The sequence below is a fragment of the Cricetibacter osteomyelitidis genome (assembly GCF_004340985.1).
Lineage (GTDB): Bacteria > Pseudomonadota > Gammaproteobacteria > Enterobacterales > Pasteurellaceae > Cricetibacter > Cricetibacter osteomyelitidis.
The window spans coordinates 52,173-66,194 of the sequence record NZ_SLYB01000001.1 but is presented as its reverse complement, the minus strand read 5'-3'; the positions used below and the strand labels follow the sequence as shown (position 1 = coordinate 66,194).

At 41.3% G+C, this 14,022-nt stretch carries 10 protein-coding genes and 1 pseudogene; 6 read left to right on the top strand and 5 right to left on the bottom strand.

Going from position 1 to position 14,022, the window contains the following annotated elements; translation table 11 throughout:
• Positions 1-6: 6 nt before the first annotated feature.
• From mscK to seqA, 3 genes are read right to left on the bottom strand one after another with little or no spacing between them, the layout of a single operon-like run.
• The gene (mscK, locus tag EDC44_RS00250) at positions 7-3,318 is read right to left on the bottom strand and encodes a mechanosensitive channel MscK (protein WP_131974187.1); all 3,312 of its coding nucleotides are present in this window, start codon (positions 3,316-3,318) and stop codon (positions 7-9) included.
• Positions 3,311-4,756: an o-succinylbenzoate--CoA ligase gene (gene menE / locus EDC44_RS00245; RefSeq protein WP_131974520.1), complete on the bottom strand. Its 1,446-nt coding sequence runs from the start codon at positions 4,754-4,756 to the stop codon at positions 3,311-3,313. The genes mscK and menE overlap by 8 nt, the downstream gene beginning before the upstream one ends.
• 5 nt (positions 4,757-4,761) lie before the next feature.
• Positions 4,762-5,421 carry a replication initiation negative regulator SeqA gene (seqA, locus tag EDC44_RS00240; RefSeq protein WP_131974185.1) on the bottom strand — a complete coding sequence of 220 codons (660 nt, stop codon included), beginning with the start codon at positions 5,419-5,421 and terminating at the stop codon, positions 4,762-4,764.
• 74 nt (positions 5,422-5,495) lie between these two features.
• Here seqA and EDC44_RS00235 point away from each other — a divergent pair, with 74 nt between their 5' ends.
• The 6 genes and pseudogenes from EDC44_RS00235 (at position 5,496) to EDC44_RS00210 (ending at position 12,085) form a co-directional block, all read left to right on the top strand.
• Entirely contained in the window at positions 5,496-6,266 is a 771-nt protein-coding gene (locus tag EDC44_RS00235) for an alpha/beta fold hydrolase (protein ID WP_131974183.1), read from the top strand.
• Positions 6,267-6,367: 101 nt separating this feature from the next.
• Positions 6,368-7,321 carry an acetyl-CoA carboxylase carboxyl transferase subunit alpha gene (gene accA / locus EDC44_RS00230; RefSeq protein WP_131974181.1) on the top strand — a complete coding sequence of 318 codons (954 nt, stop codon included), beginning with the start codon at positions 6,368-6,370 and terminating at the stop codon, positions 7,319-7,321.
• Between the two features lie 145 nt (positions 7,322-7,466).
• The gene (pdxY, locus tag EDC44_RS00225) at positions 7,467-8,327 is read left to right on the top strand and encodes a pyridoxal kinase PdxY (protein WP_131974179.1); all 861 of its coding nucleotides are present in this window, start codon (positions 7,467-7,469) and stop codon (positions 8,325-8,327) included.
• A gap of 83 nt (positions 8,328-8,410) precedes the next feature.
• A complete protein-coding gene (prlC, locus tag EDC44_RS00220; protein ID WP_131974177.1) occupies positions 8,411-10,450 on the top strand; it encodes an oligopeptidase A in 2,040 nt (679 codons plus the stop codon).
• 349 nt (positions 10,451-10,799) lie between these two features.
• A pseudogene (locus EDC44_RS00215) lies at positions 10,800-11,228 on the top strand (hemerythrin domain-containing protein); the annotation flags it as partial.
• 86 nt (positions 11,229-11,314) lie between these two features.
• Complete coding sequence (locus EDC44_RS00210; protein WP_131974173.1) at positions 11,315-12,085, top strand: Nif3-like dinuclear metal center hexameric protein; 771 nt, start codon at positions 11,315-11,317, stop codon at positions 12,083-12,085.
• A gap of 52 nt (positions 12,086-12,137) precedes the next feature.
• On the opposite strand, the gene EDC44_RS00205 is transcribed toward EDC44_RS00210, so the two are convergent.
• Both EDC44_RS00205 and rsmC read right to left on the bottom strand, forming a co-directional pair.
• A complete protein-coding gene (locus tag EDC44_RS00205) occupies positions 12,138-12,758 on the bottom strand; it encodes a tellurite resistance TerB family protein (protein WP_131974171.1) in 621 nt (206 codons plus the stop codon).
• Between the two features lie 88 nt (positions 12,759-12,846).
• On the bottom strand, positions 12,847-13,842 hold the full coding sequence (gene rsmC, locus EDC44_RS00200; RefSeq protein WP_131974169.1) for a 16S rRNA (guanine(1207)-N(2))-methyltransferase RsmC: 996 nt from the start codon (positions 13,840-13,842) through the stop codon (positions 12,847-12,849).
• Positions 13,843-14,022: the final 180 nt, after the last annotated feature.

The following is a 14,022-nucleotide window of genomic DNA, read 5'->3' as shown; positions in this document are numbered from 1 at the left end:
ATTATCCTACGCAATTAAAGGTTGTTTTTCTTCGACAATCTTCACTTCATCACCGGTCGCAGGGTTCTTAATAAATACATCAAGTTGATTAAAAGCAATATCGATATTGTTTTCTGCAAAAAGTTCGTTAATGCGACGGTTTAAGAAATCAATGGTGACTGTGCGATCATTAATATGTCCCACATGGACGCGTAATTCGTGATCCAATGTACTTGCACCAAAGGTTAAGAAATACACTACCGGCGGCGGATCTTTTAAAACTAACGGGGATTGTGCGGCAGCCTGTAACAGTAATTTTTTGGTCAATTCTAAATCAGAACCGTAAGCCACGCCAACAGCAATGGTCAAACGGGTAACGGAATTAGTGAGCGACCAGTTAATCAAACGCTCGGTTACAAAAGCTTTATTCGGTACAATCACTTCTTTCCGTTCAAAATCCACCAACGTTGTGGCACGAATACGAATTTTAGATACCGTACCGGAAAATTCACCGATGGTAATGGTATCCCCGATACGGGCGGGACGTTCAAACAGGATAATGATACCGGAGACGAAATTCGCAAAAATTTCTTGTAAGCCGAAACCCAACCCCACAGAAAGTGCGGCGAATAACCATTGTAATTTTGACCACGAAATCCCTAAAATGCCAAAGGCTAAACCCGCTCCTAAAGCAATGATTCCATAAGTCATCAATGTTGTAATCGTATAAGGTGCGCCTTGTGAAAAATTAAAACGGGAGAAAATCAAGGTTTCCAACATTCCCGCAATATTACGAACCAATAAATAGGTAATCAGTAAAACAACAATGGCCACCAGCAAATTAAATAATGTGACGGATTCCATCACCGTACCGCTATCCGTGGTGACACTTTGCTGCCACAAAGTTACGCCTTCCAGATAATAAGCGACTTTAACCAAATCCGACCATACCCAATAAAGCAACACAAATAACCCGGCCCACAACAATAGATTCATGATATTGGACATTTGTGTTTTTACCTGACTGATCGCCAATTCATCCTGCTGAGGATCAATTTTCACTTCATTTTCTTTATTCGAATTAGCTTCCGCCTGTTGTTTACGTTTTTCCTGTAAACGACGGTAAGCTAAACGGCGTGAACCCACGGTTAACGAGCGATAGACGACTTCTCGGGCAATCACCCATAACGCGACCACATTAAAGGTTAAAATCAAATGACTAATCAGCGTTAACGCAGTGTAATAATAACCAGTAACAACCAATGCAATTAAAATAATCGGTGCGGCCAAAAAAGTTAGCCGAACAAACTGCAGTAAGAATCGATCGGATTGTTCCGCTTTATCGTTAATATTTTGCTGATATGCCGCCATGGCTTTACGAAAACGCGGACCGGTCACCAATAATAAAATCACTAATGCGATAACGGTTAAAGACTGCCCCAATACGTCATTTTTAATCCCGATTTCCATATCGGAGAAAAGCGATAAATTCAAAAATAACGCTATCCACCAAGCGGAGTGTTTGAGATCTCGGCGAAAAATCGCAGCATTTTCAGGCGGCATATTAAAGTGACGAATAGCCAAGCCGTGCGGACGCAACAACGCCAAAGTAAAGACAAAAAACAACCAATAGACCGCCATTTTTAGTCCCCAATTCCACGCGGTGGTCGGGTCTTGAAAACAAATATAAGTCACTAAAATAAACAGCGTTAAGAAAAATGCGGTACTCGGCAAACATAAAATAAGCGTCCAGAAAATCGCCCGCGGCGTATGCCATTGCGTATCCGCAATTAACGTATTGATTTCGCCGTTAATCATCGCCAAGCGGGATTTAATCCGTTCTTTCTTACGTAAAATAACACCGGCAGCCAATAATAACAATCCGATTTGAATGATTGCCGACGTTAAATTATCCTGCCAGTTATGAAAATCCAATTTTTGTTTGATGAATTGCAATTGCCATGCGGCAGTTCTCGGAAAATTTTGCAACCATTTCAAATCAATCGGTTCATTACTTTTTACCCAAAAACTTTGTTGTTCCAGTTTATTTTGTAATTCATCGCTGATTGTCGTAATTTGTTGCTGATTCAACTCAATATTAATGGCTAAGTTCAGCTGTGAATTCAACAAAGTGATTAAATCGGAAATCAATTTACGGCGTTCCTGTAAAATATCCGTCAATTGTGACCGCTCTTTATCATTTAATGTAACTTGATTATTCTTTTGAAAATTACTGATATAGCTATCGTCATTAAATACCGTATCACGCAGTTCCGTTAAATCAAAAATGCTGACCCGTAAATCCGCAATTCGTTTCGGCAATCCGCTGATAATTTCATCTTGCGGTAACGATTGGCGTTGTTTATTGATAATTCGAGAAAGTACCAATGATCCCTGCAACGCACTAATTTGTTCGTCAATTGTACGCTGCGTTTGCTGCAAATTATCCAACACATTTTTAATACGCAAATTATCTTGGGATAATTCGTTAAGCGTAGCGGTTTGCGTCACTAACTCTTGACTTAAACGGGCATTTCCCTCTTGCTCTTTCGCCAACGGCGAATTTTCTGAAGATTGTTTTTGTGATTGAGCGGTCGTTTGAACCGCTTGCTCTTTGGATTCTTGCAATAATTTTTCATTGATGGCGGTTTGCAGACGTTGTGCCTGTGCTTGTAATAACTGTTCTTCCAGTTGTTTTTCATCCTGTTGAGCTTCATATAACGCGGTCAGCGCGGCATTTCCGCTTAATAGCAACTGATTATAGGTATTCTGCAAACCGATAAGTTCTAATTCCGTATTTAATTTATTTTTTTGTGCCTCGGGCATTGGTGTCAGTAACAGTTTATTAATCTCTTGTGTACGCCGCACATTTTGCATTAACGCCGTTTGTGCACGATCCGGCGCTGTGTTTTGCGTAACCAAATTGGCATTAATCGTCATAAGTTCGGTTTGAACCTGTTGCAAATCGGATTGCACCGCACTTAATTGACTTTGCAATTTATCCACGCTGACTTTACTGAAATCCGAATTTTGAGCCGTGCTATTTTTTAATTTTGCGGCTTGATTTTGTGCATTTTTCATTAATTTAGCCGCTTGTGAAATTGCGGTGCCGAGCTGATCATTTTGTTGTTTTTGTTGGTCGATTTGGCTTAACAATGTCAGCGTATCTTCCAAATCTTGCACTAATGCTTTAGAATCAGCTGAGTTCGTTTTATCTTTTTTTGCCGTTTCCAGTTGGGCAGAAATATCTACTGCCGTCGGAATATCAGCCGCAAAGACGAAATTCATAAACCCGACACAGAAAAGTGCGATCAAAAAATAACGAAATATTTTATTCATTGGTTTGCTCTCGGATTTTATTTAATTCATTTTTTAATAATTGGCGTGATATTTTAATGTTGCCTTGTTGTTGGTATTGTTCCACATTTAAAGCGTAATATGCCACCGGTTGTTTAAACTTTTCAATTTTATCTGACAGCCATTTTTGTAATTGGCTGGTAAGTTCGGCGGAAAAAGTTTGTGAAAATGCCACAAAAGCCACCGGACGTTGTCCGAATTCAGAATCATCAATCGGTAATACAAAGGCTTGTCGCACTAATTCGTATTGTTGAATCACCGCTTCGATTTCTTCCGGTTGAATATTTTCTCCGCCGGAAATAAACATATTATCCACACGTCCGATGACAATTAATTCATCATCAAACCAATAGCCTTTGTCTTTGGTTTGAAACCAACCTTGTTCGTTCAAAAGGGAAACTATTTTACCGTTTTGCCAATAACCATCCGCCAATCCCGCACCACGCAGCCAGATTTCATCATTCACTAATCGATATTCACGACCACGTAATGCTTGCCCCACACCTTTTTTACCGTCACTGATTTTGGCAAATACCGTGGAAGCCATTTCCGTCATCCCATAACCGGTATAACTTTGAATACCAAGTGCGGTCAGTTTTTGGGTTAATTCTACGGGAATTAGTGTACCGCCCAACAAAATATGTGCGGTACGGAATTGAGAAATTTTATGCGATTCAATATATTGCAATAACCGTTGAGCTTGCGTAGGCACTAAAGATACGTGAGTTGCATTCAATACGGAAGCATAAAAATCATCGCCCGGTAAATGTAATTCCGCTCCGCTTAATAACCAACGCCACACAATGCCTTGACCGGAAACATGATAAAGCGGTAACGACAATAGCCAGCTATTATGCGGTTGAAATTGAGTCAATTCACACACACCCTGAGCATTGGCAAGATGGGCATCAATAGTATGTACCACTGCTTTAGGCGAACCGCTGGAACCGGAAGTCAAGGTTAATGTTGCTCCTTTCCTGTTTACGGGAGAGGCCGGAGAAAATACAACACATTTTCGTAAAAGAAAGGAAAGAACATCACCTTGTTCTTTTGAAATTTTGCAATGCAAAAATTTCCCCTCTCCAGCTTTATAGGCATTCTCTCCTGTAAACGGGATAGAAGAAAAAAGAAAATCAATTTGATTTTCTTTACAAATCGACCGCACTTTTGCATCGGAAAAAGCCGGATTAATTCCCAAAACACGTGCATTCAATTGCAAACCGGCCAGATAATATAACAATAAATCCAAACTATTTTTGCCGCATAACGCAAAACCCGAGCCCGCAGTAACGCCTAGCTCGGTGAGTGATTGAGTAAGTTGATTTAATTGTTGATTGAGTTGTCGCCAAGTTAAAACGCGATCCGTTCCCTCTCGCAGTGCAACTCGTTCACAATCGGCTAAGGACTGCCAAGGAAACATTCGCACTAATTCACTACGAAAAACTTACGGACATCGTCAATAATCTCGTCTGGTAAATGCATTGAACTCATTGCCCCTTCAAGCATTAATAATTTACGACCGCTATTATTATTGGTAATCACCCAATAAGGCGTTTCCGGAATTTGTTTTGGTTTCGTGTGGTTGCCCGCCATTAACAATGTGCCTTCATCGCGGGCAAAATACACGCGGGTACGTCCTTGCAATGATTCGGTGGCTAATGCAAACCCTTCCGGATTGGTGCGGTATAACACAGTCAAAATAGAAAGAAAACGTACCACCGCTTTGGTTTCTTGTAAAAAGTCCTCGGAATCAAACAACTTACGTAATTTATCCACCGTGCGGGCGATCACTTCATCAGATTGCTTTTTAGTGGCGACTTTTTGCGGCAGTTCGTCTTCTTTTGTCACAACCGCTTCCGTTTTTTTCGTTTCAACAATTTTCACATCGGCTGCCGATTTTTCTAAAATTTGCTCCGCACTTTCCGCAACCGCCGGTACATTTACCGGTTCGGACACCTTTGACGGCACATTAAGAGAAGATAAATGGAGCAAACGGCGTAAAATATCCGATGCACTTTCACCGATAGATTGCGTATTGCTTGCGATAAATTGATAGAGTTCTTCATCTACTTCAATAATTTTCATTTTATCTTCCTATTTTTAATTTATAATCTGTGGGATTATAATTCATTCTTACCATTTCTAAAATACTAAAAACTATGAATTTATTACATTATCAATTTAATCCGCTACCCGAATCGCAAAATCCCGTTTTGGTATTTATCCACGGATTGTTCGGTGATGCCAATAATCTCGGTGTAATCGCCCGTGCCTTTAGTGACAATTACCCGATTTTACGAGTGGATTTACGCAATCACGGAAACAGTTTTCATTCGGAAACAATGAATTATGATGTTATGGCAGAAGATTTGCTCATTCTGCTCAATCAGCTTGAACTGCATAATGTCATTTTAATCGGGCACTCAATGGGCGGTAAAACGGCAATGAAAACCGCCGCACTAGCGCCCAACTTAGTGGAAAAATTAATTGTATTGGATATTTCCCCCGTGCAATACCAAGGTAATCATCACGATGACGTGTTCCAAGGTTTGTTCGCCGTGCAACAATCCGATGTCCAAACCCGCCAACAAGCCAAACCGATTTTAGCTCAACATATTAAAAATGAAGCTATCATTCAATTTATGTTGAAATCCTTTGAACCGCAGTCCGCTGAAAAATTTCGTTTCAATGTGACCGCACTTTTCCGCAATTATCGCAATCTAATGGATTGGCAACCGGTGTTTTTTGATAAACCGACATTATTCATCAAAGGCGGACAATCGGATTATATTTTGCCGGAATACGGCAGCATGATGTTAAACCAATTTCCGCAAGCCGCCTCTTTTGTGATTGCCAACAGCGGACATTGGATTCATGCCGATAAGCCGGACAGCGTAATTCGCGCGATTAATAAATTTTTACAGAAATAACGCCGGTTTTCAGTAATAATATTTGCCCCCTGATCAAAAAATTGATAAAGTGCGGTGCAAAAATAAATTTTTTATCTTTACCCATTTAGCAGGACAAAAGAATGAGCCAAGAATATTTAGATTTTGAATTACCGATTGCAGAACTCGAAGCAAAAATCGAATCATTGCGTTCGGTAACAGAGCAAGACAACAAAATTAATCTTGATGACGAAATTGCTCGTTTACAGAAAAAAAGTGAAGAACTCACGAAAAAAACCTTCGCCGATTTAGATGCGTGGCAAGTTTCCCGCATGGCACGTCACCCGAATCGTCCTTATACTTTGGACTATATTGAACATATTTTCACAGAATTTGAAGAGCTTGCCGGCGATCGCGCTTTTGCCGACGATAAAGCCATTGTCGGCGGTTTGGCTCGTTTAGACGGCAAACCGGTGATGATTATCGGTCATCAAAAAGGTCGTACGGTAAAAGATAAAGTCATGCGTAACTTCGGTATGCCGGCTCCGGAAGGTTATCGTAAAGCCTTACGTTTAATGCAAATGGCAGAACGTTTTAAACTACCGATTATTACGTTCATTGATACGCCGGGAGCCTATCCGGGCGTGGGTGCGGAAGAACGCGGCCAATCGGAAGCTATTGCACGTAACCTGCGTGAAATGTCCACCTTAAGCGTACCGGTGATTTGTACAGTGATCGGTGAAGGTGGTTCCGGCGGTGCATTGGCTATCGGCGTAGGCGATAAAGTGAATATGCTGCAATACAGCACCTATTCCGTAATTTCTCCCGAAGGTTGTGCCTCTATTTTATGGAAAAGTGCGGAAAAAGCCTCCACTGCGGCCGAAGTAATGGGCTTAACCGCAAAACGCCTGCATGAATTAAAATTAATCGACAACATTGTGCCCGAACCGTTGGGCGGAGCACATCGTCACTACACCGAAATGGCCGATAATTTGAAAAAACAAATTCTTAATGATTTGGCAGACCTTGAAATGCTGGATAAAGAAACCTTACTGGAACGTCGTTATCAACGTTTGATGAGCTACGGTTATTGTTAATCGACATTAATCTATAAAAGAGCGGTAAAATTTACCGCTCTTTTTCAGAAGAATTAAATTTGATACCTATATGTTTATTTAACGAAATGATTTAAACAATTTATTATGGAAAATAATATTTAATAATGATAACAAGGAGACAAAAATGAAGAATGTTTTATCAATCCAATCTCATGTCGTTTACGGTTATGCCGGCAATAAATCTGCGATTTTCCCAATGCAATTATTGGGCGTTGATGCGTGGGCACTTAACACTGTGCAATTTTCCAACCACACCCAATACGGTAAATGGACAGGTATGGTGATCCCGAAAGAACAAATCGGTGAAATCGTCCGCGGTATCGATGAAATCGGCGAATTAAAAAAATGCGATGCGGTACTCTCCGGCTATATGGGTTCTGCAGAGCAAGTAGAAGAAATTTTGAAAGCCGTACAAAAAGTCAAATCATTAAATCCTAATGCTATTTACTTATGCGATCCGGTGATGGGTAATGTGGAAAAAGGCTGTATCGTGGCAGACGGCGTGAAAGAAGGCTTGTGCAATCTAGCCTTGCCGCAAGCGGATATCACCACGCCGAATCTAGTGGAATTACGCGAACTGTCAGGCTTAAAAGTCGAAAGTTTTGATGAAGCGGTAGAAGCGGTGAAAATAATTTTAAGCAAAGGTCCAAAACGTGTGGTGGTGAAACATTTAAGCCGTGCGGGAAAAGACCCTAGCCAATTTGAAATGCTGTTCGCCAACCAAGAGGGCATTTGGCATCTTACCCGTCCGTTACACGAATTCAAACTCGACCCTGTGGGCGTGGGCGATTTAGTGGCTAGCCTGTTCCTAGCCAATTTGCTAAACGGCAAATCCGATCTGGATGCCTTTGAACACACTGCCAATGCAGTAAATGATGTGATGTCCATCACCCATCAGCTTAATTCTTACGAATTGCAACTGATTGAAGCCCGTCACGTAATTGTTAATCCGGTAAGTAAGTATAAAGCGGTGAAAATTGCGTAAAATCCGACCGCACTTTATTACTACAACATCTACAAGGGCATACTTAGTATGCCCTTCCAGTCAAAAATATAAAGGAAACTATAATGTCTAATCCCCTATTAGAAAACACGGTATTGCCGCAGTTTTCAAAAATTAAGCCGCAGCATATTCAACCGGCAGTAGAACAACTTGTTCAGGAATGTCGTGATACCACGGAAAATCTGTTAAAACAACCGCACTTTACTTGGGAAAATTTATGCCAACCATTGTCGGAAGTAAATGATCGTTTAAGCCGTGCCTGGTCGCCGATAGGACATTTAAATTCCGTGAAAAACAGTACGGAATTGCGGGATGCCTATCAAGCCTGTTTGCCGTTATTATCTGAATACGGCACTTGGGCGGGGCAACATCAAGGATTATACAATGCTTATTTGCAGCTGAAAAACAGCCCGGAATTTGAAACCTTAAGTATCGCACAGAAAAAAGCCATTGATAACAGCCTACGTGATTTCCAATTATCCGGTATTTCATTGCCCGCAGAACAGCAAAAACGCTATGGCGAAATTGTAGCCCGTTTATCTGAACTCAACTCACAATTCAGCAATAACGTGTTGGATGCCACAATGGGTTGGGAAAAAATCATTGAAAATGAAAGCGAATTAAAGGGTCTACCGGAATCTGCTTTAGCAGCGGCAAGACAATCGGCGGAAAGCAAAGGCTCGAAAGGCTACCGCTTTACGCTGGAATTTCCAAGCTATTTGCCGGTGATGACTTATTGCGAAAACCGCGAATTACGGGCGGAAATGTACCAAGCCTTTGCAACCCGAGCTTCCGATCAAGGCCCGAACGCAGGCAAATGGGATAATTCGGCGATTATGGAAGAAATTCTGGCATTACGAGTGGAATTGGCAGAATTGCTAGGCTTTAAAACCTACACCGAACTTTCTTTAGCCACCAAAATGGCGGAAAACCCACAGCAAGTTTTAGATTTCCTTGAGAATCTTGCCGTTCGCAGCAAACCGCAAGGGGAAAAAGAATTAGCGGAATTAGAAGCATTTTGCAAAACACACGAAAATGTCACCGCACTTGAGCCTTGGGATATAACCTTTTACAGTGAAAAACAAAAACAGGCATTGTACGCCATCAATGACGAAGAGCTTCGCCCGTATTTCCCCGAAGATCGTGTTATTTCCGGTTTGTTTGAACTGATTAAACGCATTTTCAATATTCGTGCGGTAGAACGCTTTGATGCGGATACTTATCACCCTGATGTGCGTTTCTTTGATTTAATTGATGAAACCGACGAAATCCGCGGAAGTTTCTATTTAGACTTATATGCCCGCGAACACAAACGCGGCGGGGCATGGATGGATGATTGCGTAGGTCGCAAACGTAAAATCGATGGTACATTGCAAAAACCGGTAGCTTATTTAACCTGTAATTTCAATAAACCGGTAGGCGACAAACCGGCATTATTTACTCACGATGAAGTAACTACGCTATTTCACGAATTTGGCCACGGCATTCACCATATGCTGACCCGAATTGATGTGGGCGATGTGTCCGGTATCAATGGCGTGCCTTGGGATGCGGTGGAATTGCCGAGTCAATTCTTAGAAAACTGGTGTTGGGAAGAAGAAGCCTTAGCGTTTATTTCCGGTCATTACGAAACCGGTGAACCGCTGCCGAAAGAAAAACTCAGCCAATTATTGAAAGCGAAAAATTTCCAAGCGGCGATGTTCGTGCTTCGCCAACTGGAATTCGGCTTATTTGATTTCCGCCTGCACCACAATTATCAATCAGGCAAAAGCAATCAGATTTTAGACACTTTAAATGCCGTGAAAAAACAGATTGCCGTAATTAAAGGCGTAGAATGGGCAAGAACACCGCACAGCTTCAGCCATATTTTCGCCGGCGGTTATGCCGCGGGCTATTACAGCTATTTATGGGCAGAAGTGCTATCGGCAGATGCATTTTCTCGTTTTGAAGAAGAAGGCATTTTCAATCAGGTCACAGGCAAATCCTTCTTAGACGAAATCCTGACCCGTGGCGGTTCGGAAGAACCGATGGTGTTATTTGAACGTTTCCGCGGCCGTAAACCAACTTTAGATGCCTTATTAAGACACAAAGGCATTACCAATTAAGCGAAACTGCGGTAGGTTTTACCGCAGTTTTTTATTTCTTAGCTGCACCACCTATTGAGATTTTTGCTTTCGGACATAATAAAGCGGGATACCGTATTGTGACCGATCACACCACACCGTAACATCGTATTGTGCCGAGAGCTACAAAGGTTCAGAAGACATAGTTACCTATCTTTAGGTATTTTTAGAGATTTATTCAAAAATTCCTTTATAAAACCCTGAAAATACCCTACTATTTTACTCAAATAATAACTCTACTCTACAAACTTATTTAGGAGATACTTTTATGGTATTTTTAAGCGATAATGAGCTGAATAGCCTGCCTTATAACCAAATTATCGAAAGTTATATTTTACCGCGTTTTCATCAACGCCACCGCGAACAATTAGCGGAACTCATCGTGCTAGCGGAAAAAGTGGAACGCGTACACGCTGATCGCCCTGATGCACCAATCGGATTACACGCGGAATTACAAAACATACTAGCGGATTTAACCAGCCATATGATGAAAGAAGAACAGATTTTGTTCCCAATGATCAATGCCGGTCAATATCAAATGGCTGCAATGCCGATTCGGGTGATGAATATGGAACACGAAGAGCATGCCGATCATATTGAAGTATTAAAATCTCTCACCAACAATATGACACCGCCGGCTGATGCTTGCGGTTCTTGGCAGGCACTCTACAACGGTGTAGCTGAATTTATAAATGATTTAAACAATCATATTCATACGGAAGACGATATTTTATTCCAACGCGTATTAAAAGAAACTTAATATCTGTTTCAACTGAAGCCTGTTTGTGTAAACGGGCTTTTTTATTTATAATTTCCGGCAAAATTCACTCAAAACAGACCGCATTTATGAACAATTTACAACTCGAACAAACCATTAACGACAAACTCAACAGTCACGCCATTCAAGATTATGCCCCGAACGGCTTACAAGTGGAAGGCAAAGCGGAAATCCGTAAAATCATTACCGGTGTCACCGCCACACAAGCCTTAATTGACTATGCTGTCAGCCGACAGGCCGATGCGGTTTTGGTACACCATGGTTATTTTTGGAAAAGCGAAAACCCTTGCATTCGCGGTATGAAAGGCAAACGCATTAAAACCCTGTTAGTAAATGATATCAATCTATACGGCTACCATTTGCCTTTAGACATCCATCCGAAATTAGGCAATAACGCTGAATTATCCCGTTTGTTGGGTATCGAAAATTTGCAAGGTTTGGAAGCCGGAACGAACAGTATTCCTGTTTACGGCACATTAATCGCTCCTATCAACGTGCAAGAGCTGGCACAACGTATTGCAACACAATTAAATCGCCAACCGTTGGTATGCGATGCGTCAGAATTTAACCCAAACGCACCGCACTTAATCCGAAAAATCGGTATTTGCACCGGTGGCGGTCAGGGATATATTGATTTAGCCGCAGCTCAAGGTTGTGATGCCTTTATCAGCGGCGAAGTGTCCGAACAAACCATTCACTCCGCCCGCGAGCAAGGCATTCATTTCTTTGCCGCCGGTCATCACGCCACCGAACGTTACGGTATTAAAGCCTTAGGCGAATGGCTGGCAAAAGAATACGGATTAGATGTAGAGTTTAAAGATATTGATAATCCTGCATAATCCGAACATAAAAAATGGCAGAAATCTCTGCCATTTTTTCATTAAGTTTAAATCAGAAGCCCGCTTGTTTTTCAAGTTGCTCTACTAACTGCTCATTTAATTTCAACGCATCGGCTAATTGAGCTAAGAACACGATTTCTTTACGGGATAATTCCGCACCGCATACCAAACGTACCGCTAAATAAACTTGAACCGCCAAAGCTTGATCGCCTGCAACTTGTTGTGCTATCGATGCCGGTTTTTGTGTTTCTTGCACCAACCATTGTTGCAATTCAGAATCGTTACCCGCTTCATTTAAAATAGCTTGTTTTTCTTGCTCATCCAATTCACCGTCGGATAATGCTGCCGCGATCATTGCACGTAAAATTACTGTACCGCTTTCCACAGTTTGTGCTGCCGAAGCAAATTGTTCTTGCGGCAATTCTTGTTTCTGAGCAACACTTGCTTGGTTTTGTTGATATTTTTGATAAGCTTGATAAGCAAGGTTACCCAATACTGCAATAGAACCCATTTTCGCTAAGCTGGAACCGCCGTTACGACCCAAGATCATTGATAAAACTCCAATTACCACTGCACCGCCGCCAGCTTTAGTGATTTTACCGGCAGTATCGTTTTTGCCCATAGTATCTTTTACTGAGTCTAAAACCTGATTTAAAATGCTACTGAAATCCATATTAGTTTCCTTTGTTGCTAAACTTTAATAAAAATAATGAGTTGAAAAATTGCAGAAAATTAGACCGCACTTTGCCTACCAAGTTCAGTTAATTTCGTACCGAATACACCTTAAATTTTCCGGTTTTCGCAATCACATCATGATAGCCGAAATACTTATCCAATAAATCCGGATAAGGCAGAAAAGCATTGGCAACAATACGCAGTTCACCGCCGCTGTTAAGGTGCCATTTGGCTTGTTCGATCAATTCTCGCACCGCACGATAAGCAGTATCAATACCATCGTGGAAAGGCGGATTGGAAATAATCAAATCAAATTTACCTTGAATATGAGAGAACACATCACTGGCTTGCACATCGGCTTCCAGCTGATTTTCTCTCAGCGTACGTTTTGCCGATTCAATGGCCATTGCGTGAATGTCGCTCATTAAAACCGTTGCTTTCGGATTTTTTTGTTTGATAAATGCCCCAATCACGCCCGCACCACAGCCTAAATCCAACACATTGCCGCGGCGAATACGCTGATCAATGGTCGAAAGCAATAAATCCGTTCCCACATCCAATTCCTGACTACTGAACACACCCGGCAGACTATGGATTTTCAAGCCGCCTAATTTGGGGTTTTCATAGGTCTTCCAATAGGTTGATAATTCAAAGTGCGGTTGTTTTTGCAACGAAAAATGATACAAACCGCAACGACGGGCAGAATCGATCTTGGCAATCTCGCCGTAAGGTGCCAGCATTTTTTCCACCGAACGTACACCGCAGCGGTTCTCACCGATAATCAATACGGATTGTTGCAATGGTGCATTAGCTAATAACTGCATTAATTGAAATTGCACTTCTTGTTTGTGTTTCGTCCAATAAAAAACAATTAAATCCGCTTGTTTATCACAAACAACAGAAAAATCCACCGCACTTTTGCTTTTGGCATAATCAAAATAACAAGACCATATCGCAACAGAATGGGCGATTGATTGTAATTGAGCAGGAAAATCATCGTTGATCCCACCGGCTAATAAAACAGATTTATGGTTAAAAAAATCCAGATGACGTTGTAATACTTCGCTTTCCAGTGAAATCACGCTGTAGTCCTATATTGATGATATGGATAAAAGAAAACCTGTGATGTACACAGGTTTTATAGTCGGTTCCATTCTATCCTTATCTCCAAAAAAAATCAAATAAACGGTTATAACAGCAGAACCTGTGCAATTAGCGTTATTTTTATGGACATTGATTAAATTTATCAACAGCAAACCAAA